At 64.3% G+C, this 23,909-nt stretch carries 18 protein-coding genes; 14 read left to right on the top strand and 4 right to left on the bottom strand.

Going from position 1 to position 23,909, the window contains the following annotated elements:
• The first annotated feature begins 258 nt into the window (after positions 1–258).
• The 5 genes from radA to ACT6Q8_RS14550 all read left to right on the top strand — a co-directional run bounded on the left by radA (position 259) and on the right by ACT6Q8_RS14550 (position 6,892).
• Positions 259–1,659, top strand: a complete 1,401-nt coding sequence (gene radA / locus ACT6Q8_RS14570; protein WP_444733387.1) for a DNA repair protein RadA — start codon at positions 259–261, stop codon at positions 1,657–1,659.
• Positions 1,660–1,669: 10 nt separating this feature from the next.
• On the top strand, positions 1,670–2,395 hold the full coding sequence (locus tag ACT6Q8_RS14565) for a CvpA family protein (protein WP_054168899.1): 726 nt from the start codon (positions 1,670–1,672) through the stop codon (positions 2,393–2,395).
• A 59-nt stretch (positions 2,396–2,454) separates the two neighbouring features.
• Positions 2,455–3,906 (top strand): amidophosphoribosyltransferase, encoded by a 1,452-nt coding sequence (gene purF, locus ACT6Q8_RS14560; protein WP_054168922.1) that lies wholly within the window; start codon positions 2,455–2,457, stop codon positions 3,904–3,906.
• A 191-nt stretch (positions 3,907–4,097) separates the two neighbouring features.
• On the top strand, positions 4,098–5,540 hold the full coding sequence (locus ACT6Q8_RS14555) for a M16 family metallopeptidase (RefSeq protein ID WP_444733386.1): 1,443 nt from the start codon (positions 4,098–4,100) through the stop codon (positions 5,538–5,540).
• Positions 5,540–6,892 carry a M16 family metallopeptidase gene (locus ACT6Q8_RS14550; RefSeq protein WP_444739395.1) on the top strand — a complete coding sequence of 451 codons (1,353 nt, stop codon included), beginning with the start codon at positions 5,540–5,542 and terminating at the stop codon, positions 6,890–6,892. Before ACT6Q8_RS14555 ends, ACT6Q8_RS14550 begins: the two co-directional genes overlap by 1 nt.
• A 171-nt stretch (positions 6,893–7,063) precedes the next feature.
• Here the strand turns inward: ACT6Q8_RS14550 and ACT6Q8_RS14545 are convergent, their stop codons facing one another.
• A complete protein-coding gene (locus tag ACT6Q8_RS14545; RefSeq protein WP_444733384.1) occupies positions 7,064–7,693 on the bottom strand; it encodes a beta/gamma crystallin-related protein in 630 nt (209 codons plus the stop codon).
• A 209-nt stretch (positions 7,694–7,902) separates the two neighbouring features.
• On the opposite strand from ACT6Q8_RS14545, the gene ACT6Q8_RS14540 reads away from it, so the two are divergent.
• The 7 genes from ACT6Q8_RS14540 to ACT6Q8_RS14510 all read left to right on the top strand — a co-directional run bounded on the left by ACT6Q8_RS14540 (position 7,903) and on the right by ACT6Q8_RS14510 (position 19,787).
• Positions 7,903–9,495, top strand: a complete 1,593-nt coding sequence (locus ACT6Q8_RS14540) for a peptide ABC transporter substrate-binding protein (RefSeq protein WP_444733454.1) — start codon at positions 7,903–7,905, stop codon at positions 9,493–9,495.
• 138 nt (positions 9,496–9,633) lie between these two features.
• The gene (locus ACT6Q8_RS14535) at positions 9,634–10,530 is read left to right on the top strand and encodes a glycine--tRNA ligase subunit alpha (protein ID WP_444733383.1); all 897 of its coding nucleotides are present in this window, start codon (positions 9,634–9,636) and stop codon (positions 10,528–10,530) included.
• A gap of 51 nt (positions 10,531–10,581) precedes the next feature.
• A complete protein-coding gene (gene glyS, locus ACT6Q8_RS14530; RefSeq protein WP_444733382.1) occupies positions 10,582–12,702 on the top strand; it encodes a glycine--tRNA ligase subunit beta in 2,121 nt (706 codons plus the stop codon).
• A 417-nt stretch (positions 12,703–13,119) separates the two neighbouring features.
• Positions 13,120–15,801 (top strand): pyruvate, phosphate dikinase, encoded by a 2,682-nt coding sequence (ppdK, locus tag ACT6Q8_RS14525; RefSeq protein ID WP_444733381.1) that lies wholly within the window; start codon positions 13,120–13,122, stop codon positions 15,799–15,801.
• A 103-nt stretch (positions 15,802–15,904) separates the two neighbouring features.
• Positions 15,905–16,687 carry a 16S rRNA (uracil(1498)-N(3))-methyltransferase gene (locus ACT6Q8_RS14520; RefSeq protein WP_444733380.1) on the top strand — a complete coding sequence of 261 codons (783 nt, stop codon included), beginning with the start codon at positions 15,905–15,907 and terminating at the stop codon, positions 16,685–16,687.
• A 52-nt stretch (positions 16,688–16,739) separates the two neighbouring features.
• On the top strand, positions 16,740–18,107 hold the full coding sequence (locus ACT6Q8_RS14515) for a glutamate--cysteine ligase (RefSeq protein WP_444733379.1): 1,368 nt from the start codon (positions 16,740–16,742) through the stop codon (positions 18,105–18,107).
• Positions 18,108–18,254: 147 nt separating this feature from the next.
• Complete coding sequence (locus ACT6Q8_RS14510) at positions 18,255–19,787, top strand: ATP-binding protein (RefSeq protein WP_082372449.1); 1,533 nt, start codon at positions 18,255–18,257, stop codon at positions 19,785–19,787.
• Between the two features lie 6 nt (positions 19,788–19,793).
• Here the strand turns inward: ACT6Q8_RS14510 and rpoH are convergent, their stop codons facing one another.
• Both rpoH and ACT6Q8_RS14500 read right to left on the bottom strand, forming a co-directional pair.
• On the bottom strand, positions 19,794–20,678 hold the full coding sequence (gene rpoH, locus ACT6Q8_RS14505) for an RNA polymerase sigma factor RpoH (RefSeq protein ID WP_054168888.1): 885 nt from the start codon (positions 20,676–20,678) through the stop codon (positions 19,794–19,796).
• A 126-nt stretch (positions 20,679–20,804) separates the two neighbouring features.
• Positions 20,805–21,920, bottom strand: coding sequence for an RluA family pseudouridine synthase (locus ACT6Q8_RS14500; protein ID WP_444733378.1), 1,116 nt, complete (start codon positions 21,918–21,920; stop codon positions 20,805–20,807).
• Here ACT6Q8_RS14500 and ACT6Q8_RS14495 point away from each other — a divergent pair.
• Complete coding sequence (locus tag ACT6Q8_RS14495; RefSeq protein WP_054168887.1) at positions 21,911–22,288, top strand: hypothetical protein; 378 nt, start codon at positions 21,911–21,913, stop codon at positions 22,286–22,288. The genes ACT6Q8_RS14500 and ACT6Q8_RS14495 overlap by 10 nt on opposite strands.
• 44 nt (positions 22,289–22,332) lie before the next feature.
• A complete protein-coding gene (locus ACT6Q8_RS14490; protein WP_054168886.1) occupies positions 22,333–23,358 on the top strand; it encodes a threonine aldolase family protein in 1,026 nt (341 codons plus the stop codon).
• On the opposite strand, the gene thpR is transcribed toward ACT6Q8_RS14490, so the two are convergent.
• The gene (gene thpR, locus ACT6Q8_RS14485; RefSeq protein WP_444733377.1) at positions 23,359–23,907 is read right to left on the bottom strand and encodes an RNA 2',3'-cyclic phosphodiesterase; all 549 of its coding nucleotides are present in this window, start codon (positions 23,905–23,907) and stop codon (positions 23,359–23,361) included.
• Positions 23,908–23,909: the final 2 nt, after the last annotated feature.

The following is a 23,909-nucleotide window of genomic DNA, read 5'->3' as shown; positions in this document are numbered from 1 at the left end:
TGATCCGGAAACAGCACTGGCGGCGACCGCCGCCGCGCGGCACATGCCGCGTAAGCCCAAGCTGCGGATGCAGCGCCGGCGACTGAGGAAATGAAATGGGAGAGCGTGGTTCAGGGCACCGTGAAGCACGCTCTATCGACGTAATCCGTCCGGCACGCATCCAGCGCATATTGCATTCGTGTTATGAAGGGCTCCCCATGGGCCCTTCCAGCGTCTATATAGGGGCCGCGTCCGCCACCCCTGGGAGCTGTCAAGACCTTGGCCCGCGCCACCAGCAAATATGTCTGCCAGAATTGCGGCGCCAGCTATCCCAAATGGTCGGGCAAGTGCGACGCCTGCAATGAATGGAACACCCTGGTCGAAGAACAGGTGGCCGACGCCATGCCCAAGGGGCTGGGCAAGGCCGGCGGCGGGCGCAAGATCGAATTCGTGGCCCTGTCGGGCGTACCGGCCGACGCGCCCCGCCGCATGACGGGCATCCAGGAATTTGACCGTGTCTGCGGCGGCGGCCTTGTCCATGGCTCTGCCCTGCTGGTCGGTGGCGACCCCGGCATCGGCAAATCGACCCTGCTGCTGCAGGCCACCTGCTGCCTGGCCCAGGACACCCGCTGTGCCTATATCAGCGGCGAAGAGGCCGTGGATCAGGTGCGTATGCGCGCCAGCCGCTTGGGCCTGGCCAACGCGCCCGTGCAACTGGCATCGGCCAACAATGTCCGCGATATCGTGGCCAGCCTGGAAGCCGCCGACGGTCCGCAGGTGGCGGTGATCGATTCGATCCAGACCATGTATATCGACAATCTGGACAGCGCGCCGGGAACGGTGGCGCAGGTCCGCGCCTGTTCGGCGGAGCTGATCCGGGTGGCCAAACGCAAGGGCATCACCCTGCTGATCGTCGGTCACGTGACCAAGGACGGGCAGATCGCCGGCCCCCGCGTGCTGGAACATATGGTCGACACCGTTCTCTATTTTGAGGGCGAGCGCGGGCACCAGTTCCGCATCCTGCGCGCCGTCAAGAACCGCTTCGGCGCCACCGATGAGATCGGGGTGTTCGAGATGGGGGAGGATGGGTTGGTCGAAGTGCCGAACCCGTCCGAGCTGTTCCTGGCCGACCGCCGCCGCGACATTACCGGCACCGCCGTCTTCGCGGGGCTTGAGGGGACGCGGCCCGTACTGGTCGAGGTGCAGGCGCTGGTTGCCCCGTCGCCGCTGGGCACGCCGCGCCGGGCCGTGGTGGGCTGGGATACCTCGCGCCTGGCCATGGTTCTGGCCGTGCTGGAGGCACGGTGCGGTGTCGCCATCGGGGCCAACGATGTCTATCTGTCGGTGGCCGGCGGCCTGAAAATCTCAGAACCCGCCGCCGATCTGGCCGTTGCCGCCGCCCTGATCAGCTCACTGACGGGGGAACCCGTGCCGGCGGATGCCGTGGTGTTTGGCGAAATCGGCCTGTCGGGCGATATCCGCGCCGTCAGCCAGACCGATCAGCGGCTGAAGGAAGCCGCCAAACTTGGCTTCAACCGCGCCTTGATGCCACAGCCGCGCCGGTCGCGCGGCGATGGCTCGGCGGAGGGGTTGCGGCGCATCGAACTGGACCATCTGTCCGATCTGCTGCCATTGTTCCAGGCGGACGCGCCACCGCGCCCGCCGCGTGGCCGGGATTGAGGGGAGCCGCATGGAAGGCAGCAGCCTGAACCCCGTTGACGTCGCCGTCGTCACGGTCCTCCTGATTTCGGCCCTGATGGCGTTCGCGCGCGGATTCGTGCGCGAGGTGCTGTCGGTTGCCGCCTGGATCGGCGCCGCCCTGGCCACCTTATGGCTGTTCCCGCTGGCCGCCCCCTATACGCGCCAATATATCAGCACCCAGTATGTGGCCGATGGCGTCACCATCCTGGGTGTGTTCACCCTGTCACTGATCGCGCTGTCGGTGGTGACCAGCACCATTTCCGGCAAGGTGCAGGAAAGCAGCCTTTCGGCCATCGACCGCTCGCTGGGTTTTGCGTTCGGCGTGGTGCGCGGCGCGGTTCTGGTGTCGCTGGCCTATCTGTTCGCGGCCTGGCTCTGGCCCGAACAGCCGGTCTGGCTGCGGGAGGCGAAAGCTAAGCCCTTCCTGGAAACCGGCGCCGATATCCTTAGAGGCTTCCTGCCCAATGCCGACCTGTCACCGGCGCAGCGGGAGGCGCAGCGCGCGCAGAACCGGCTGGAAGAGGCGGAGAATGCGCGGCGCACCCTGGAACGGCTTGCCAATCCGCGCCCCACATCTGCGGGGAACGCGGCTGTGCCGGAAAAGGATCGCGGCTATAATGCCGATGACCTTGGCCGTCTTGACCAGGTGATTAAAAGCACCGATCAGCCGCAAACCAACCAACCGGATCGACGTCCCGATGGGGACCAACGCTGACCCGGCGCATGAACATGACCCAACCGGACACCATCTCCCCCGCGAAAGGTGCGAAGCCCATGCTTACGACCCATCCCTTCGACGACGACAAGCTGCGCGAGGAGTGCGGCGTCTTCGGTGTGTACGGTCCCCAGGATGCGGCAGCACTGGTGGCGCTGGGTCTGCACGCGTTGCAGCATCGCGGCCAGGAAGCAGCCGGCATCGTCAGCTTTGACGGCCAGGACTTCCCGCAGCATCGCGCCATGGGTCAGGTCGGCGACATTTTCGGCAGCGAAACGGTCATGCGCAACCTGACCGGTGACATCGCCATCGGCCATGTCCGCTATGCCACCACGGGCGACCGGTCCCTGCGCAATGTGCAGCCGCTGTTCGCGGAGTTTGAGTTTGGCGGCTTCGCACTGGCCCATAATGGCAACCTGACCAACGCCATGCAGCTGCGCCGGCAACTGGTGCGCCGTGGCTGCCTGTTCCAGTCAACGTCCGACACCGAAACCATCATCCATCTGATGGCGACCAGCCGTAACGGCTCCGTCATCGACCGTCTGGTCGATGCGCTGCGTCAGGTGGAAGGCGCCTATTCCCTGGTCTGCATGGCCAAGGATCAGGTGATCGGCGTGCGCGACCCGCATGGCGTGCGCCCCCTGGTGCTGGGCCGCCTGGGTGACACCCATGTCCTGGCCTCGGAAACGGTGGCGCTGGACATTATCGGTGCCGATTATGTGCGCGATATCGAACCCGGCGAAATGGTGGTGCTGGACAAGAATGGGGTGCAGTCGCTGCGCCCGTTCCAGCAGACCGGCTCCAAATTCTGCATTTTCGAATATATCTACTTCGCCCGCCCCGACAGCTTCATGGAAGGCCATTCGGTTTACGGCGTGCGCAAGAAGATCGGCGCGCAGCTGGCCGTGGAAAGCCATATCGATGCCGATCTGGTGATCCCTGTGCCGGATTCGGGCGTGCCGGCGGCCCTGGGTTATGCGGAGAAAAGCGGCATCCCCTTCGACCTGGGCATCATCCGCAACCATTATGTGGGCCGCACCTTTATTCAGCCGACGGACAAGATCCGCCGCCTGGGCGTGAAGCTGAAGCACAATGCCAACCGGCACTTCATCGAGGGCAAGCGCATCATCCTGGTCGATGACAGCATCGTGCGCGGCACCACCTCTGTGAAGATCGTGGAGATGATGCGCGATGCCGGCGCCAAGGAAGTGCATATGCGCATTTCCAGCCCGCCGACCAGCAACCCCTGCTTCTACGGTATCGACACGCCGGAGAAGGAAAAGCTGCTGGCCCACCGCATGTCGGTGGAAGAAATGCGCCAATATATCAATGCCGACAGCCTGGCCTTCATCAGCCTGGATGGCCTGTACAAGTCGTTGAACCATGCCAAGCGCGATGGCGACATGCCGCAATATTGCGACGCCTGCTTCACCGGCGAATACCCGATCGAGCTGACCGATTTCGAAGCCACGCGCAGCGACGTGGCCTATATCGGGGCCAAGCGGGCGTAAGGATCGGGGTTTGTCGCATGCGCTGCCGCTTGTGCGACCTACGGCATTTTCGTAGGTCGCATGAGGGCCTATGCCCGCATGCGACACGCGCCCACATTACAATTCGTTCACGTTAAATCCATTGGCTTTCCGCATCCCCCGCGCCACAGTACGGGCCAACAGCCCTGTTGTGCCGGGAGGATTTTTTACCCGTGACCCATGATGCACGTCCCGTAACGCAACGACGCCGCTGGCGCGCCCTGGTGGCCGGTGTGGCCCTGTCGGCGCTGGCGGTGTTTCCCGCCGCGGCCCGCGTTTTCGATCCCGAGACCTTTACCCTGAAGAACGGCATGCAGGTGGTGGTGGTGAACAACCCCCGCGCGCCGGTGGTCAGCCATATGGTCTGGTACAAGGTCGGTTCGGCGGATGAGGAGCCGGGAAAATCCGGTCTGGCCCATTATCTTGAACATCTGATGTTCAAGGGCACGGCCAAGATGAAACCGTCGGAATTTTCCCGCACCGTGGCCCGCAATGGCGGGCGCGACAATGCCTTCACCGCCTATGACTACACGGCCTATTTCGAGAATATCGCCCGCGACCGGCTGGAACTGGTCATGGGGATGGAGGCCGACCGCATGGTCAATCTGCGCCTGACGGACGATATCGTCGTGCCGGAGCGCAAGGTGATCCAGGAGGAACGCCGCCAGCGGACGGAGAATGAGCCGGCATCGCGGCTTTATGAACAGCTCTACAGCCTGCTGTTCGTCCACCATCCCTATGGCACGCCCATCATCGGCTGGATGCATGAGATCGAGAAGCTGACCACCCAGGACGCGCTGGATTTCTACAAGCGCCACTACGCGCCCAACAACGCCATCCTGGTGGTGGCGGGCGACATAACGGCGGCGGAACTGAAGCCGCTGGCCGAGAAGACCTATGGCAAGATCAAGCCGTCCAAGGACATTCCGGCGCGCGTGCGCGTGACGGAGCCACCAACCGAAGGCGCGCGGCGCATCACCCTGACCGATGATCAGGTGCGGCAGCCCAACTGGATGCGCATCTGGAAGGCCCCCAGCTACAGCGCCGGCGAAAAACAGTACGCCTCGGCACTGGAGGTGCTGGAAAGCATCCTGGCCGATGGCGCCACCTCACGCCTCTACAAGTCGCTGGTGGTGGAGCAGAAGATCGCGGCGGGTGTGAACCTGTCCTACAATCCCAACGCGCTGGACCTGGGCACGCTGTCCGTCTCCGCCACGCCGGCACCGGGGCAGGATGTGGCCGCCGTGGAAAAGGCGCTGGATGCGGAACTGGCAAAGCTGCTGTCGGGCGGCGTGACGGATGCGGAGGTGGCATCGGCCAAGGTGCGCCTGCGCCGCGACGCCGTCTTCGCCCGCGACAGCCTTCAAGGCCCGGCTTACGCGTTCGGCGTGGCGCTGACCACCGGGCAGACGGTTGAGGATGTGGAGGCTTGGCCCGACCGTATCGCCGCCGTCACCCGCGAACAGGTGGAGCAGGCCGCCAAGCTGGTGCTGGGGCAGGACAACCATGTCACCGGCATCCTGTTGCCCGCCGCAGCACCTGCCCCGGCGCAGGCCGCCGCCCCGGCGGCACCACCAGCCGCACCCACCACCCCGGCCAAGGGGGGGACCAAATAATGGATGTGATGAAGATGATCCGCCGCACGGGCCTGCTGCTGCTCGCGGCCTTCGCCCTGGCCTTCACCAGCCTGCCCGCCGCCGCCGTCGATATCGAAAAGGTGGTCAGCCCCGGCGGGATCGAGGCCTGGCTGGTGCGTGACACCAAGAACCCCATCATCGCCATGCAGTTCGCCTTTGCCGGCGGCACCGAACGCGATCCCAATGGCAAGCTGGGTCTGGCCATCATGGTGGCCAGCACCATGGATGAAGGGGCCGGTGACCTGGACAGTCAGGCGTTCCAGGGCAAGCTGGATGAGAACTCCATCCAGCTATCCTTCAGCGCCGGGCGCGATGGTTTCGTGGGGCAGTTGACGACCCTGCGCGAAACCAAGGATACGGCCTTCGACCTGATGCGTCTGGCCCTGACCAAGCCGCGCTTTGACACCGAAGCCGTGGAGCGTATCCGGGGGCAGTTGCAGACCAGCCTGCGCCGGTCGCAGGCCGATCCCAATTACTGGGCCCAGATGGCGTTCGGGGAGACTTTGTTCCCCGGCCATGCCTATGGACGGCCACAACGTGGCACGCCCCAGACCCTGGCCGCCATCAGCCGCGACGATCTGGTGAATTTCGCAAGCACGCGTCTGGCCCGTGAAGGGCTGAAGGTTGCCGTGTCGGGCGATATCACGGGTGCGGAACTGGCCCCGCTGCTGGACAGCCTGTTCGGCGCCCTGCCGGCCAAGGCCGACCTGACGCCGGTTGCCGATATCAGCGCGGCGGCGCCGGGCAAGACCATCCTGGTCCCCCGCCCCATCCCGCAGACGGTGATGATCCTGGCCCATGCCGGCATGGACCGGTCGGACCCAGACTGGTACGCGGCCACCATCCTGAACTATTCGCTGGGCGGCGGCGGCTTCTCCTCCCGTCTGATGGACGAGGTGCGGGAAAAGCGCGGCCTGACCTATGGCATCGGCTCCAGCCTGCAGAGCTTTGATCATGCCAATCTGGTCACGGTCAGCGGCTCCACCGTCAATGACAAGGCGGCAGAGGCGATCAGCGTCACCAAGCAGATCTGGGGCGATGTCGCCAGGAACGGCATCACCGAGGCCGAACTGCGCGACGCCCAGACCTATCTGACCGGCTCCTTCCCCCTGCAATTCACCAACAATGGCGCCATCGCCGGCCTGTTGTTGCAGGTGCAGCGGGACAATCTGGGCATCGATTACCTGAACAAGCGCAACGACCTGCTGAACGCCGTCACGCTGGCCGACGTTCGCCGGGTGGCCGCCCGCCTGCTGGACCCCGCCCGGCTGACCACCATCCTGGTGGGACAGCCCACGGGCATCACGCCGGACGGGACGCTGTATAAGTGATGTTGATGGGAACGTGGTTCCCTCACCCTCCCAAGCCCTGACGGGCTTGGGCCCCTCCCTCTCCCGCCAAGCGGGCGAGGGGCCAAGTTTCACCCCTCGCCCACGAAGGTGGGAGAGGGAGTGGCCCGGCGGCGTCAGCCGACGGGAGGGTGAGGGCAACCCCGCCCCTTGTTACCGCCAGATATTCGTCTGCCCACCGGCACAGCGATATTGCCAGGGCTCGCCTTCCCACCAGATCGTGCCCTCAATGCTGTTGCCCGAGAACTCGCTGCGACCGCGATAGCCGTAGCGCTGAATGAAGGCCCGCTCCACCTCGCTCTGACAGCTATTCTGCGGCTTCTTGGAGATGGAACCACCGCCGTATCCACCGCCACCACCATTCCAGATGATGTCGTCATCATGCCGACGCGGGGGCGGCAAGGGCGGGGGCGGCGGGCGGCCCCAGTCATCATAATGACCGCCATCCCAATCCTTACGCCGCCCAACCTCGCGCAGGGAGCTGACGCCGCCGCGCAGGTTCTTCACCTCCGCCACATCGGCGACGCGGGCGCCGTCCATCAGTGTGCGGCAATGGTCGTACTTCTTGTCCTTGCACACTTCCCAGGTGCCGGAATTCACGATCAGGGAGCGGGTGCGGTCGTTCCACGGCGGCAGCTTGGCCAGCGAGTCGATATTGTCGTGGATGGTGATCCGGTCGCCCCGGAAATAGGGTTCGGAGAACAGGGTCACCGAACCGGCCAGGGCCGTGCCGGCCTGACCCATCACCATCAACCCGGCCAGTGCGGCCACCCAGCGTTTCATCCCCAAACCGGCGGCCTTTCCTGTCGGGCCGCCGCTCCCACAAGGGCCGGATGATCCCGGCCTGATGCTTTATCCTTACCCCGCTTTATGGCGGGCCAAAGGCGTCGCCGGGGCAGGAAAAGGGTGTGTTGGTGCTATAGGCCCTCGACAGCGGTGCCGCAACGGTCCAGTCTCCCCTGGCGGATTGGATAAGGATCAAGTGCTTGATCATGCGTGGAATTACCCGGCGTGGCGTTCTGGCGGCTGGTGCTGCCCTGCCCTTTCTCGTCCCCTCGTCCCCCGTCCTGGCGCAGGGCAAGCCCGTGGTCGATATCGGCCTGGGCCCGGATGTGGACACGCTGGACCCGCATAAATCCACCACCATCGTGGCCGGACAGTTGTTTATCGAGCTGTGGGAGGGTCTGACCAGCTTTGCCGCCGATGGCGCCATCATCCCCGGCGTGGCGGAACGCTGGGAAACCAGCGCCGATGGTCTGACCTGGACCTTCTATCTGCGCGGTGATGCCAAATGGTCGGACGGCAGTGCCGTGACGGCGGCCGATTTCGTCTTTGCCTGGCGCCGGGCCGTGACGCCCACCACGCTTCTGGGCCTGCCGGAATGGATCGCCCCCATCAAGAATGCGCTGCCCATCCTGCAAACCGGCAAGGACCCGGCCAGCCTGGGCGTGGAGGCGGTGAATGACCGCACCTTGAAGGTCACGCTGGAACATCCAAAGCCCGACCTGACCGTCTATACCGCCTACTGGATCCTCTCCCCCCTGCACCGCGCCTCGGTGGCACAGCATGGCGACAGCTTTGCGCAGCCGGGAAAGCTGATCGGCAATGGTCCCTTCATGCTGACAGGCGCCGTACCGCAGAGCCATTATACCCTGGCTGTGAACCCGCATTATCACGGGGCGAAATCCATCGCGGTGGCGGGCGCCAAGTACCATGTGACGGAGGATTTGCAGACGGAGCTGAAACGGTTCCGCGCTGGCGAATTGCTGGCCACCAAGGAAGTGCCGCCGACCCAGCTGGACTGGGCCCGCGCCAATCTGGCCGACAGTCTGCGTCTGGCCTACCGCGCCAGCACCTTCTTCCTGATCCCCAACCTGACCAAGGCGCCGTGGAAGGATAATCCCGACCTGTGCGTGGCCCTGTCCATGGCCATCGATCGCAAGGTGATTGTGGAGAAGATTACCAAGGGTGGCGAATTGCCGGCCTATGCCATGACGCCGGAGGGGCTGGTGGGCTATACCCCGCCCAAGCCGGACTGGGCCGATCTGCCCCCTGCCGAACGCATCGCGCGCGCCAAGGCCCTGTTCGCCAAGGCCGGTTACGGGCCGGACAAGCCGCTGTCGCTGGAACTGCTTTACAATACCAACGAGTTGAACCGGCAGGTGGCCGTCGCCGTCGCCGCCATGTGGCAGCAGACCTTGGGCGTGAAGACCACCCTGTCAAATCAGGAATTCAAGATCGTGGTCAGCCGGATGAAGGAACATACCTATCCGGATATTGTCCGCATCACCTGGGCCGTGGGGCTGGTCACCGAATATCTGAACCTGCTGCGCTCACGCGCCAATACCGTTGGCCCCGGCTATATCAACCCCGCCCTGGACCGGGCGATGGAGGATGTGGATCAGGCCCTGACCCTGGATGATTTCCGCGCCAAACTGGCCGTGGCGGAAAAGATCGCCATGGCCGACATGCCCATGATCCCCGTCATGCGCCAGGCCAGCCGCCGCCTGATCAGCCCGAAGCTGAAAGGCTGGGTCGACAACCCGCTGGACCTGCATTCGGCGCGGTATCTGTCCGTGGGGTGATACAGCGCCCCCGCGCAATAAACCAACCTTCAGCCCTGCGTTCCCCGCACAGAACGTAGTCAGGTCGTTGCCTTGATTTGGCCCTTGGCGCCCTCTAAGGTGCAATGCAGTGTAACAAGCGTGTGAAGTATCGGGACCATGGCGGCGAAAGAACCCCTCTCCTTCCAGGGCGTTATCCTGACCCTGCAGAATTTCTGGGCAGCGCAAGGCTGCCTTGTGCTGCAGCCTTACGACATGGAAGTGGGTGCGGGTACCTTCCACCCGGCCACCACCTTGCGGGCGCTGGGTCCCGACAACTGGAATGCCGCTTACGTGCAGCCCTCGCGCCGTCCCAAGGATGGCCGCTATGGCGAAAACCCCAACCGCCTGCAGCATTATTACCAGTTCCAGGTGATCATGAAGCCGTCGCCGGCCAACATCCAGGACCTGTATTTACAGTCCCTGGTGGCATTGGGCGTTGATCCGGCCCTGCACGATATCCGCTTTGTCGAGGATGACTGGGAAAGCCCGACCCTGGGCGCCTGGGGCCTGGGCTGGGAGGTCTGGTGCGACGGCATGGAGGTGTCGCAATTCACCTATTTCCAGCAGGTGGGCGGCATCGGGGTGGAGAAGGTGGCGGCCGAGCTGACCTATGGTCTGGAACGGCTGGCCATGTATATCCAGGGCGTGGAGAACGTTTACGACCTGCGCTTCAACGATCCCGTGGGCGACCGTCCGGCCGTGAAGTATGGCGAGGTGTTCCACCGCGCCGAACAGGAATACTCCGCGCATAATTTTGAATATGCGAACACGGAGATGTTGTTGCAGCATTTCCAGAACGCGGAGAAGGAGTGCGCGGCCCTGCTGTCCCATGGTCTGGCCCTGCCGGCCTATGATCAGTGCATCAAGGCCAGCCACCTGTTCAATCTGCTGGACGCGCGCGGGGTCATTTCGGTGGTGGAACGACAGAGCTATATCCTGCGGGTGCGCACGCTCGCCAAGGCCTGCTGCGAGGCATGGCTGTCGGACGGCTACCGTAAGGGCAAGGCCGCCTAAGCACACTCATTACGACACCAGAACGATAATCTCCGGACGCTTGTGACCAAAATGGCCGAACTGCTGATCGAACTGTTCATGGAAGAAATCCCGGCCCGCATGCAGGTGCGCGCTGCCGATGATTTCAAGCGTCTGGTGACGGACAAGCTGTCGGCGGCGGGTATCGCCTTCACCAAGGCCGAGGCCCATTCCACCCCCCGCCGTCTGGCCCTTCTGGTTGATGGTCTGCCGACCGCGCAGGCCGATGTGCGGGAGGAAAAGAAGGGGCCGCGCGTCGGCTCCCCCGAACAGGCGCTGGCCGGGTTCCTGAAATCCGCCGGCCTGTCCAGCATCGATCAGGCCGAACAGCGCGACACCGGCAAGGGTGTGTTCTATTTCGCGGTGATCGAAAAGAAGGGCGGCGCCACCATCGACGCCCTGCCCGGCATCATCGATGCCGCCATCCGCGAACTGCCCTGGCCCAAGTCCATGCGCTGGGGCGCCAATGATTTCATGTGGGTCCGCCCGCTGCATTCCATCCTGGCCCTGTTCGACGGCGCCGTGATCCCCGGCGCCCTGACCCTGGCGACGGCAGAGGCCGCACCGGAACAATCGGACGGCAATGTCTGTCTGGCCGGAGAGGTGAAGGCCGTCACCGTCGCCTATGGCAACCGGACCCAGGGCCACCGCTTCCTGTCCCCCGGTGAATTCACCGTCACCGGCTTTGCCGATTATCAGGCCAAGCTGCTGGCCGCTCATGTCGTGCTGGACCGTGAGGAGCGCAAGCGTCTGATCCTGGCCGGTGCGCAGAAGGCGGCGGCAGCCGAAGGTTTCATCCTGAAGGATGATCCCGGCCTGCTGGAGGAAGTGGCGGGCCTGGTGGAATGGCCCGTCGTCCTGACCGGTGCCATCGACAATCAGTTCATGGATGTCCCGGCAGAGGTGCTGACCACCTCCATGCGCACGCATCAGCGCTACTTCGCCCTCGAAACCGCCGACAGCAAGCTGGCCCCGCGCTTTGTCGTGGTCGCCAACCGCACCACCATCGACGGCGGCAAGGCCGTGATCGCGGGCAACGAGCGCGTCCTGCGCGCCCGCTTGTCGGACGCCAAGTTCTTCTGGGACCAGGATTTGAAGGTGAAGCTGGAAGACCGGGTGCCGGGCCTGAAGGACATCACCTTCCATGCCAAGCTGGGCACCCTGGCCCAGCGGGTGGAGCGGATTGAGGCCCTGTCGGTGGCCATCGCCAAGGCCCTGAACTGGGACGCGACGGTGGTGGAACAGGCTGCGCTCGCCGCCCGCCTGTCCAAGTCCGACCTGACCACGGGCGTCGTGGGCGAGTTCCCCGAGGTCCAGGGCATTATGGGCCGCTACGTCGCCTATCACGAAGGGCTGCCCGCCCCCGTGGCCGAGGCAATCGCCGACCATTATAAGCCGCTGGGACCGTCCGACCGGGTGCCGACCGACAAGGTGTCGGTGGCCGTGGCGCTGGCCGAGAAGATCGACACGCTGGTTCAGTTTTTTGGGATTGAAGAACTCCCGACCGGTAGCCGCGACCCGTTTGGTCTCCGCCGTGCAGCGCTCGGTGTGATCCGTCTGATTCTTGAGAACAACCTCAGAGTCGATTTGGCAGCAATTTTCAAAGCTGCCGGGGCCACCGATGCCACTGTCGGCGAATTGGTCTTCTTCTTCTATGGCCGACTGGAAGTGGCTCTTCGGGAGCAAGGCATCCGAGCTGACGTTATTCGGGCAGTTCGTGAAAACAATGGTCGAGTAACTGACCTGACGCTGTTGATCGACAAGGTCAAGGCGCTTTCAAGCTTCCTTGCTTCTCCAGACGGCGGCAATCTCCTTGGCACATACCGACGCGGGATCAACCTTCTTTTTAAGGAGGAAGGCAAGGAAGACCGTACCGTCAGTGGCACGCCGGAGCGGCGGGGCGAACCGGCTGAGATCGAATTTTATGACGCACTGGGTACGGCTAATTCAACCATCCCAACACTGATTTCGAACGAGCGCTTCGAAGAGGCCATGGTTGCCTTGGCCGCTCTTCGTGGCCCGGTTGACCAGTTTGCGAACAATGTAATGGTGAACGCACCCGAAGCTGATGTTCGCGAGAACCGTCTTCGGCTTTATGCGGCACTGCGTGCGCTTTTCTCTGAAATCGCCGACTTCTCGAAGATCGAAGGCTGACCCCATGATCCACCGCCCCCGCACCCCCCGCCCTCTACGGCGGGCGGGGTGCGGCGGTGAAGGTAGTGGAATTACGTTATCCTTGTTGCAGTGCGGTAGTTTGGTAGTGGTTGGGGGCCGTCGCTCCCTCACCCTTCCACCGCTTCGCGGCGGGCCCCTCCCTCTCCCGCAAGCGGGCGAGGGGCGCCTTGCGGTGCCATCACATCAAAATTCCGCCCCTCGCCCACGCCAGTGGGAGAGGGACGGGCCCGTCGGCGCCCGCCGACGGGAGGGTGAGGGCCTGCGCGCCCACCCCCAATCCATACCCCCCATCGGGCCAACGCCCGTATCCCCGTGCAACAACACCAACAATTGTGTTGCATGGTGTTTCACCACGTCACCACCAGTCCAACCCCATAATCAAACGGGACCAAGATCATGACGAAGTGGGTCTACAGCTTCGGTGAAGGCAAGGCCGAAGGTCGCGCGGAGATGAAGAACCTCCTGGGCGGCAAGGGCGCCAACCTGGCGGAGATGAGCAATCTCGGCCTGCCGGTGCCCCCTGGCTTTACGGTCACGACGGAGGTCTGCACCTACTTTTATGCCAATGGCCGCCAGTATCCCGACAGCCTGCGCGCCGAGGTCGGCGCCGCCCTGACGGAGATCGAGCGGATCGTGGGCATGAAGTTCGGCGATGCGGAAAACCCGCTGCTGGTTTCCGTCCGCTCCGGTGCCCGCGCGTCGATGCCGGGCATGATGGACACCGTCCTGAACCTGGGCCTGAATGATGTGACGGTGGCGGGTCTGGCCCGCCGGTCCGGCGATGCCCGCTTCGCCTATGACAGCTATCGCCGTTTCATCCAGATGTTCGGCAATGTCGTGCTGGATGTGGATCACCATCATTTCGAAGAAGTGCTGGAAGATCACAAGCGTGGCCACGACCTGAACCTGGATACCGAGCTGACCGCCGAAGACTGGCAGGAAGTGATCAAGGGCTATAAGGAAGTGGTGCAGGAGGCCCTGGGCCGCCCCTTCCCGCAGGACCCGCAGGAACAGCTGTGGGGCGCCATCGGTGCGGTGTTCGGCTCCTGGATGAATGCCCGCGCCATCACCTATCGCAAGCTGCATGACATCCCGGCCGAATGGGGCACGGCGGTGAACATCCAGGCCATGGTGTTCGGCAATATGGGTGGGGACTGCGCCACCGGCGTGGCCTTCACCCGCAACCCGTCCACGGGCGAGAACGCGTTTTATGGCGAATACCTGATCAATGCCCAGGGTGAGGATGTGGTGGCCGGCATCCGCACGCCACAGCACCTGACCATCGCCGGCAAGATCGCCAACGGTTCTGACCTGCCGGCCATGGAAGAAAGCATGCCGGAAGTGTTCGAACAGCTGAACGCCGTGCGCCTGAAGCTGGAACGGCATTACCGCGACATGCAGGACATCGAATTCACGGTCCAGCAGTCCAAGCTCTATATGCTGCAAACCCGGTCGGGCAAGCGCACGGCCCCGGCGGCCCTCAAGATCGCGGTCGACATGGTCCGCGAGGGATTGATCAGCCAGAAGGAAGGTATCCTGCGGATCGAGCCGAAGTCGCTGGATCAGCTGCTGCACCCGACGCTGGACCCCAAGGCGGCCAAGCAGATCATCGCCAAGGGCCTGCCGGCCAGCCCCGGTGCCGCCAGCGGCAAGGTCGTCTTCACGGCGGAAGAGGCTGAGAAGCAGGCGGGATTGGGTGAGAATGTCATCCTCTGCCGTGTGGAAACCAGCCCGGAAGACATTCACGGCATGCACGCCGCCAAGGGCATCCTGACCACGCGTGGCGGCATGACCAGCCACGCGGCGGTGGTGGCCCGTGGCATGGGCCGGTCCTGCGTGGCCGGTGCCGGTGAACTGCGCATCGATTACAAGCGCGGCATCATCACCGTCCGCAATGTCGAGGTGCGGGCCGGCGACATCATCACCATTGATGGTTCCACCGGTGAAGTCATGCTGGGCGAAGTGCCGACCATTCAGCCGGAACTGTCGGGCGACTTTGCCGAGCTGATGGGCTGGGCCGATGCCCATCGCCGCATGAAGGTGCGCACCAACGCCGAAACCCCGCTGGACGCCCGTACCGCGCGCAAGTTCGGGGCCGAAGGCATCGGCCTGTGCCGCACCGAGCATATGTTCTTCGATGCCGACCGCATTATCGCGGTGCGGGAGATGATCCTGGCCGAAAGCGAGGCGGGCCGCCGCACCGCGCTGGCCAAGATCGCACCCATGCAGCGCAAGGATTTTGTCGAGCTGTTCAAGATCATGAAGGGCCTGCCCGTCACGATCCGCCTGCTGGACCCGCCGCTGCATGAATTCCTGCCGAATTCGGAAGCGGAGATGGTGGAGGTGGCCAAGGCCGCCGGCACCGACCTTCAGAAGGTGCAGCACCGGTCCTTGCAGCTGCACGAAGCCAACCCGATGCTGGGCCATCGTGGCTGCCGCCTGGGCATCTCCTACCCCGAGATTTATGAGATGCAGGCCCGCGCCATTTTTGAGGCGGCGGTGGAAGTCTTCAAGGAGACGGGCGAGACCGTGATCCCCGAGATCATGATCCCCCTGGTCGGCACCAAGAAGGAGCTGGACATCCTGAAGGCCGTGATCGACCGCGTCGGGGCGGAAGTCATCGCGGCATCAGGCCACAAGGTTGATTATCTGGTCGGCACCATGATCGAACTGCCGCGTGCCGCGCTGCAGGCCGGCAAGATCGCCGAAACCGCCGGTTTCTTCAGCTTCGGCACCAACGACCTGACCCAGACCACGTTTGGCATCAGCCGCGACGATGCCGGCGCCTTCCTGCCAGATTATCAGCGGGCCGGCATTCTGGAGCATGACCCGTTCGTGACGCTCGATACCGAAGGTGTGGGCGAACTGGTGCAGATCGCCGCCGAGCGCGGCCGTAAGACCAGGCCTGACATCAAGCTGGGCATCTGCGGCGAACATGGCGGCGACCCGTCATCGGTCTATTTCTGTGAAAAGGTAGGGCTGGATTACGTCTCCTGCTCCCCCTACCGCGTCCCCATCGCCCGCCTGGCTGCCGCACAGGCCGCCATTGAGGGCGAAAAGCGCGCCAGCGAGGCGTAACTATCAGACGGGGGCCGGCAACGGCCCCCGTTCTGCCCACAACACTGGACATTTCCGCCTGAAAGCCTATCCCTATGGTGGAGATCAGCTTTCCGGACCCGCCATGGCTGCCGACGCCCTGCCCCGCACCCGCCTGTTCATTGACCAGCCGTTGAGCCCCGGTGGGGCGGCGGTGCTGGATGGGGACCGGGCGCATTATCTGCGGGCGGTGCTGCGGCAAGGGCCGGGGGATGGGGTGCTGGCCTTCAATGGCCGGGACGGGGAATTCCTGGCCCATATCGAGACCCTGTCCAAATCCGCCGGCACCCTGCGCCTGGACCAGCAGACGCGCAGCCCCGACATTGACGCCCCGCCCGCCCCCTGGCTGCTGTTCGCACCGTTGAAGGGCGGGCGCACCGAATATGTGGTGGAAAAGGCGGTGGAGCTGGGCGTAGGCCGGCTGGTGCCCGTCTTCACCCGGCGCGGCGATGTCAACCGCGTGAATATCGACCGGCTGCGCGCCAACGCCCTGGAGGCCGCCGAACAGTGTGAGAGGTTGGACGCGCCGGACGTGGCGGACGGGGTGGAACTGGGCCGGCTGCTGTCCGATTGGGACCCGGCCCGCACCCTGTTCGTGGCGGCGGAAAGCGGGGTGGCAGCACCGCTGGTGACCGCCGTCACTGCGGCGGCGGGAAAGCCCGTCGCATTCCTTGTGGGTCCGGAGGGGGGATTTGACCAACAGGAACTTGATGCCCTGCGCCGCCTGCCTTTTGTGGTAAGCGTGGGCCTGGGGCCGCGCGTGCTGCGCGCCGATACCGCCGCTTTCTCCGCCCTTGCCGTCTGGCAGGCGGCGGGGGGCGACTGGCGGTCGGCCGACGGTGATGCAAGGCCGCCCAATCGCACCTGACTGATCCCGCCCGCCGTCTTTGCAACGTCCTTCGCGTTAAGGAACAAAACCAATGTCCGCACCTCCGACGTCGCGCGGCGAACCGATCACCGACCGCCGGCAACTGGTCGAGTATCTGGAAAGTGGGTTAAAGCCGGCCAGCGATTGGCGCATCGGCACCGAGCATGAGAAGTTTGTTTTCCGGGGTCCCGACCATGCCCCCGTCCCCTATGCCGGCCCTGGCGGGATCGGTGAGATCCTGGGGGAGTTTCAGCGGCGATTCGGCTGGGAACCCGTGCGGGAGGGCGATAATATCATCGCCCTGACCAAGGGCATGGCCAATATCAGCCTGGAACCCGGCGGGCAGTTCGAACTGTCGGGCGCGCCGCTGGTCAGCATCCACCAGACCTGTGGGGAGGTGGGGCAGCATCTGGCGGAAGTGCGCGCCATCGGCCAGGATTTGGGCTTTGGCATGCTGGGCATGGGCTTCAACCCGAAATGGAAGCGGTCCGACATCCCCTGGATGCCCAAGGGCCGGTACAAGATTATGGGCTCCTACATGCCCAAGGTCGGGACGCTTGGCCTGGACATGATGACCCGGACATGCACCGTCCAGGTAAACCTGGACTTCGCGTCCGAAGCCGACATGGTGAAGAAGTTCAGGGTGTCGCTGGCCCTGCAACCCATTGCCACGGCCCTGTTCGCGGCCAGCCCCTTTATGGAGGGCAAGCCCAACGGCTTCCAGAGCTACCGTTCCCATATCTGGACCGACACGGACAAGGACCGCACCGGCGACCTGCCCTTTGTGTTCGAGGACGGGTTCGGGTTCGAACGCTACGTCGATTACGCGCTCGATGTGCCCATGTATTTCGTCTATCGCGACGGGCAGTATCTGGACGCATCGGGCCTGTCGTTCCGTGACTTCCTGGATGGCAAGCTCTCTACCGTTCCCGGTGAGAAGCCGCTGATGACCGACTGGTCGGACCACATGACGACCATGTTCCCGGAAGTGCGCCTGAAGAAGTATCTGGAAATGCGGGGGGCCGATGCCGGCCCCTGGGGCCGCCTCTGCGCCCTGCCCGCGCTCTGGGTCGGGTTGCTCTATGATACCAGTGCGCTGGATGCCGCCTGGGATCTGGTGAAGGGCTGGACCCAGGAAGACCGTGCCACCCTGCGCCGCGATGTGCCGCGCCTGGGCCTGGCCACCCCGTTCCAGGGTGGAACGGTGCAGGATGTGGCCCGCCGCGTGGTCGATATCGCCCGCGAAGGGTTGCGCAGCAGGGCCCGCACCGCCGGCATGGGCGATGATGAAACCCACTTCATCGAACCGCTGATCGCCATCGCGGAGTCGGGCCGGTCCTTGTCGACCGAGATGCTGGAGAAGTACCAGGGTGCCTGGGGTGGGAACATCGATCCCATCTATAAGGAATATGCCTATTGAGTAGGTAGCCGGCGGGCGGTGGAAAGCCCTTTTCCACCGCCCGCTTTTGGTTGCACTTCTGTTGCCGCGCTCGACCTTCTTGCCTAGAATGCTTCCCGCGTTTAGGCGCGCTGTGGCGCGACCAAGGGGGAAGGACGCGCCGTTTAGATGCTGAAATTTGCGGAGTTCGCCGACAGGGCGATGGAGCAGGATTTCCGCCAGCATATGCTGGAGGCGGAAGCCAAGGGCCTGCGGCGCAATCTCCTGGCCCTGGCAATCTTCTACCTGATGGCCGCCTCACTGGACTTTGTGTATTTCAGCCTTGAGACGGTCCTGACCGTCATGATGCCGCTGCGCGGTGTCGTCTATGTGCTGATCATCGCCACCATGCTGGTGCCGGTAAAGGCCAAGTATGTAGGCCTGCGATATGGCCTTGTGTTGCTGACGATGACCTATATCTGGGCCATCACCTCGGCAGGCGCGCTGCTGATCCATCGCGGGGGGCAGGTGGGCCTGACGGTCAGCTTCTTCGTGATGATCGTCGTACTGATGAACTATCTGTTCCTGCCGACACGGGTGATCTACATGATCCCCTGGGGCGTGGCGGCCAGCGGCCTTTATATCGGCCTGTTCATGCCGGCATCGGGTGCCACGGCGTCACAGATGAGCACCGCGACGGTCATGCAGTCGCTGGCCAATATCTTCGGCGCCTTCACGGCCTATCAGCTATCAACCCTGCGCCGTATGGAGTTTCAGCGCCTGCGCGCCCTGCAGGCCGAACAGGCTCGTCTGAAGGAAGCCAATACTGAGCTGCTTCGCCGTGAAGCCATCATCGCCAATCAGCGCGACGAGCTGGCCCACAAGGTCGCAGAACTGGAAGAGGCGCAGCAACAGTTGGGCGAAACCCGCAACAGCCTGACCCAGGCGGAGAAGCTGGCCAGCCTGGGCCGGCTGGTCGCCGGGGTGGCGCATGAGTTGAACACGCCCATCGGCATCGCCCTGACCGCCATCACCCATCTGGAGGATGTTGTCACCTCCCTGGACAAGACGGTGGCTGCCGGCAAGCTGACCCGCAGCCAGTTGACGGAGCATCAAGGCACGCTGCGCGACAGCGCCCTGCTGGTCCACACCAATATCGGCCGCGCCGCCGAACTGGTGCAGAGTTTCAAGCGGGTGGCCGTGGATCAGGCCAGCGAGGAACGGCGCGATTTCCTGCTGGGCGCCTATATCGACGAGGTGCTGCAAAGCCTGGCGCCACGGCTGCGCGGGGAACCGCACCGTGTCCTGGTCGAATGCCCCACTGGCATCCATATGGACAGCTATCCCGGCGCCCTGTTCCAGGTGCTGACCAACCTGATCATCAATGCCCTGATCCACGCTTTCGGCCCGGACCGTCAGGGCACCATGAAGATCACGGTACGTGAACTGCCCGATGATCAGGTGGAGTTGCGGTTCCAGGATGATGGCAAGGGTGTGCCCGCCGCCCACATGGACCGGCTGTTCGAACCCTTCTTCACCACCAACCGCGCCCGGGGTGGTTCCGGCCTGGGCCTGCACATTGTCTTCAATCTGGTGACGCAGTCATTGCAAGGCGTGATCAGCGTCAGCTCCGCCGAAGGCCGCGGAACCTGCTTCACCCTGACCCTTCCCCGCCACCTCCCCCGGGAAGAGGTGGTGGCGCTGGAAAGGGCGGCGGGGTGATCTGATTTACGTTAACTGCTGCTGGATCGCGGCGGTCTTGATGGCCTTCTGAAGCTTCTCAAAGGCCCGCACCTCGATCTGACGCACGCGTTCACGGCTGATGCCGTAATGCTGCGACAGGTCTTCCAGCGTCGTCGGTTCCTCGCGCAGGCGGCGTTCGATCAGGATATGACGCTCACGCTCGTTCAGGCCCTTCATGGCGCTGGCCAGCAGGGCCTTGCGCTTGCCCAGTTCCTGCTGGTCACCCAGGCGGATTTCCTGGCTTTCGCTTTCATCGACCAGCCAGTCCTGCCACTCCCCCTCGCCATCAATGCGCAGCGGCGCATTCAGGGAATGGTCACCCGCGGCCAGACGCTGGTTCATGGAAACGACGTCGGCTTCCGGCACGTCCAGGGTGGTGGCGATCTTGGTCACCACCTCCGGCGGCAGGTCGCCATCATCGATGGCCTGCATCTGGCCCTTCAACTTGCGCAGATTGAAGAACAGCTTCTTCTGCGCCGCCGTGGTGCCCATCTTCACCAGCGACCAGCTGTGCAGGATATATTCCTGGATGGCAGCCCGAATCCACCACATGGCGTAGGTGGCCAAACGAAAGCCGCGGTCGGGCTCAAACCGCTTGACGGCCTGCATCATGCCGACATTGCCTTCGGAAATCAGTTCGGAGACCGGCAGGCCATAGCCGCGATAGCCCATGGCAATCTTCGCCACAAGGCGCAGATGGCTGGTCACCAGACGGTGGGCGGCCTTGGTATCCTCATGCTCGCGCCAGCTCTTGGCCAGCATGTACTCCTCACCCGGTTCCAGCATCGGGAACTTGCGGATTTCCTGGAGATAGCGGCTGAGGCTGCTTTCCGAGCTGACGACCGGAATGGCGGGAACGGAAGCGGTCATGTTAACCCCCTTGCATAAGGCTGGTTGACACCATCGGCCCAACTGGCACCGACAGCGATGAATAGGTCCTGAACGGACACGACATGCGCCCGTCCAGAAGAGGCCCGGTCATCATGCGCGGCGGCATTATAGCACCTCCAGCGCATGAATTAAGCCCTTGAAATCATCCGGTAACACAGTTTCAAAGCGCACCTTGGCGCCCGTGGCCGGATGGATGAACTCAATGGCGGCGGCGTGCAGCGCCTGACGCGGGAACGTCTCCAGCGCCTGCTTGGCCCCTTCCGACAGACCGCGCGTGCGGCCCGTGCGGACACGGCCATAGACGGGGTCGCCGACCAGCGGATGGCCGACATGGGTCATGTGCACCCGGATCTGGTGGGTGCGGCCCGTCAGCAGCTTGCATTCGATCAGGGCCGCCGCCGGCCCCAGGGCCCGGACGGTGCTGTAGCGTGTGATGGCAACCTTGCCACCCCGGTCCAGCACGGCCATGCGCTTGCGGTCGGTCGGGTGGCGACCGATATTGGCGTTGATCTCGCCTGTGCGCGGGTTAGGCACGGCCCAGACCACCGCCTGATAGGTACGCGACAGCGACCGGTCGGCGAACTGCGCCGACAGGGCCTGATGCGCGCGGTCATTCTTGGCCACCACCATCAGACCGCTTGTATCCTTGTCCAGCCGATGGACGATGCCTGGCCGGCGCACGCCACCGATGCCCGACAGCCGGTCACCGCAATGGTGCAGCAGGGCGTTGACCAGCGTGCCGTCCGGGTTACCTGCGGCGGGATGCACCACCATGCCCGCCGGCTTGTCGATGACCAGCAGGTCTTCATCCTCATGAATGATCGACAGCGGGATATCCTGGGCCACGGGCAGGGCGGGCGCGCTGGCCGGAACATGCACGCGGAAGGTCTGGCCGGCTTTGACCCGGCGGGACGCGTCGTTTATGGTCTGCCCACCTGTGGAGACATGCCCCTGATCGATCAGGGCGCGCAGGCGGGAACGCGACAGGCCGGCAGCGGCCAGCAGATCCGCCAGCGCCTTGTCCAGACGGTCCCCGTCCATGTTGCCATCGATGATGGCGTCATGCTCGGCGGGTCCGGCACCCTGGACAGGGGCGGCATCGGCGGCGGGCAGGAATTCCTCGTCGCACAGATCGTCATCCAGGTCGAATTCCAGGCCGGCGGGCGGGATATCCGTCCGGCCGGCGGCCTTCAACTGGGGATTTGCCGAACGTGCAGGCACTGAAGAACATCCTTATCATCGGGGCCGTGATCATCGCGGCCGGGTTCGCGTTCCTGGGCTATGAAGTCTATAAACGCTCCACGGACCCCAATCATCCGCGCACGTTTTCGGCCCGTTTCGGCATGCAGGGGAAAGCCCCCGAGGCCGAACCGCCGGTCCCGCCCGCGCCACCGGTCCCGGCACCCGTGAAGGCACCGATGCCGACCGAGGCGGTGACATTGCCGCCGGGAGCGGTCCTGCTGCCCGGCATCGCCGCCGTGAATGGCCGCGTCGCCGTACAGGTTAAACTGACCGACGGTCGCACACAGGTGCTTCTCGTCGATCCGGCCACGGGCGAACATGCGGTGCTTGTGACATCCACGCCGTGATCCTGGTCACAATAGAACCGATTCCCAGGGGAAATGGACGTTAAATGAATTTCATGTCCGACAATGTGACGGGGGCAGCGCCGGAAATCCTGGATGCCATCGTCAAGGCAAATGGCGGCACCGCCCCGTCCTATGGCAATGATGATTGGACAAAGCGGCTGACACAGTCCCTGTCGGACCTGTTCGAACGCGACGTCGCCGTCTTTCCCGTGGCAACCGGTACCGCCGCCAATGCCCTGGCACTGGCGGCCCTGACCCCGCCCTGGGGCAGCATCTATTGCCATGCCGAAGCGCATATCCAGGCCGATGAATGCGGCGCGCCGGAAATGTTCACGGGCGGGGCCAAGCTGGTCACCCTTCCCGGCGATCATGGCAAGCTGATGCCCGCCACCCTGTCGTCGGCACTGGACCGGGTGCACAAGGGCTTCGTGCATGTGGTACAGCCGGCTGCCCTGTCGCTGAGCCAGTTGACCGAATGCGGCACGGCCTACAGTCCGGCAGAGGTAGCGGCGCTGACCGCCGTCGCCCGGCACCATGGTCTGCGGGTGCATATGGACGGGGCACGCTTTGCCAATGCCGTCGCCTCGCTGGGCTGTTCGCCGGCGGACATCACCTGGCGGGCCGGTGTGGATGTCCTGTCCTTCGGCGCCACCAAGAATGGCGCCCTGGGGGCGGAGGCGGTGGTGTTCTTCGACCGCGAACTGTCGGAGAATTTCGGTTACCGCCGCAAGCGCGCGGCACACCTGTTCTCCAAGATGCGCTTCCTGTCGGCACAGCTGGAGGCCTATGTGCAGGGCGGGCTGTGGCTGCGGCTGGCCGGCCATGCCAACCGCATGGCGATGCGGCTGGCTGACGGGCTGTCGGCCCTGCCCGGCGCGCATCTGGCCCATCCCGTGGACGGGAACGAGATCTTCATCGCCCTGCCGGAACCGGTGATCGCAGGGCTGGAAGCGGCGGGCTTCGGCTTTTACCGCTGGGACGGCCCTGTCGTGCGCCTGGTCACCGCCTGGAACAGCGATGAGGCCGCCGTGGAAGCCCTGCTGGCGGCGGCACGGCGGCTGGCGGGGTGATCACACACCCCATCCCCCCAGCGGATATTCCTGCAGGATGTGATAGGTCGCGCCCGACTTGCCCAGGACGCTTTCGTAAAGGCAGTAACGGTCCACCGTGAAGGGCCCCGCCTGGAACAGGCCGTTGACCCCCATATAATGGGCCAGCTTGGCCGGCGGCGTGTCGGTCAGATAGGCCAGGGTCACATGCGGGCTGTATTTGCGCTGTTCCGGCGGCTGGCCCGACCGGACCAGGGCGGATTCCACCTTGGCCTGAAGGTGCAGCAGCGGGTCGTTGTCCACCAATCCTGCCCAGAGCGCGTGCTGCTTGTGCCCGCTGCCGAAACTGCCCAGGCCGGACAAGGTCAAGGGGAAGGACGGGCCGGTGACAAGGTCCAGCGCCTCATCCACATCATGGGCCGTGCCCTCGTCAATCTCCCCCAGGAAACGCAAGGTCAGGTGGTAGTTTTCGGGTCGCACCCAGCGGGCACCGGGCAGGCCGTTGGCCAGGCTGGACAGCCGTTCCACCACCGCCTCCGGCATCGGTATCCCGACGAACAGACGCAGCATGG

The organism is Niveispirillum sp. (genome assembly GCF_052437035.1).
In the GTDB taxonomy this organism is placed as follows: domain Bacteria; phylum Pseudomonadota; class Alphaproteobacteria; order Azospirillales; family Azospirillaceae; genus Niveispirillum.
This window is presented reverse-complemented; position numbering and strand designations above follow the sequence as displayed.

Bases quoted from the DNA above. Each gene is read 5' to 3' on its own strand.
- ACT6Q8_RS14565 (WP_054168899.1), top strand. From the start codon at position 1,670: ATGGAAGGCAGCAGCCTGAACCCCGTTGACGTCGCCGTCGTCACGGTC.
- purF (WP_054168922.1), top strand. From the start codon at position 2,455: ATGCTTACGACCCATCCCTTCGACGACGACAAGCTGCGCGAGGAGTGC.
- ACT6Q8_RS14550 (WP_444739395.1), top strand. From the start codon at position 5,540: ATGGATGTGATGAAGATGATCCGCCGCACGGGCCTGCTGCTGCTCGCG.
- ACT6Q8_RS14545 (WP_444733384.1), bottom strand. From the start codon at position 7,693: ATGAAACGCTGGGTGGCCGCACTGGCCGGGTTGATGGTGATGGGTCAG.
- ACT6Q8_RS14540 (WP_444733454.1), top strand. From the start codon at position 7,903: ATGCGTGGAATTACCCGGCGTGGCGTTCTGGCGGCTGGTGCTGCCCTG.
- ACT6Q8_RS14535 (WP_444733383.1), top strand. From the start codon at position 9,634: ATGGCGGCGAAAGAACCCCTCTCCTTCCAGGGCGTTATCCTGACCCTG.
- glyS (WP_444733382.1), top strand. From the start codon at position 10,582: ATGGCCGAACTGCTGATCGAACTGTTCATGGAAGAAATCCCGGCCCGC.
- ppdK (WP_444733381.1), top strand. From the start codon at position 13,120: ATGACGAAGTGGGTCTACAGCTTCGGTGAAGGCAAGGCCGAAGGTCGC.
- ACT6Q8_RS14520 (WP_444733380.1), top strand. From the start codon at position 15,905: ATGGCTGCCGACGCCCTGCCCCGCACCCGCCTGTTCATTGACCAGCCG.
- ACT6Q8_RS14515 (WP_444733379.1), top strand. From the start codon at position 16,740: ATGTCCGCACCTCCGACGTCGCGCGGCGAACCGATCACCGACCGCCGG.
- ACT6Q8_RS14510 (WP_082372449.1), top strand. From the start codon at position 18,255: ATGCTGAAATTTGCGGAGTTCGCCGACAGGGCGATGGAGCAGGATTTC.
- rpoH (WP_054168888.1), bottom strand. From the start codon at position 20,678: ATGACCGCTTCCGTTCCCGCCATTCCGGTCGTCAGCTCGGAAAGCAGC.
- ACT6Q8_RS14490 (WP_054168886.1), top strand. From the start codon at position 22,333: ATGAATTTCATGTCCGACAATGTGACGGGGGCAGCGCCGGAAATCCTG.
- thpR (WP_444733377.1), bottom strand. From the start codon at position 23,907: ATGCTGCGTCTGTTCGTCGGGATACCGATGCCGGAGGCGGTGGTGGAA.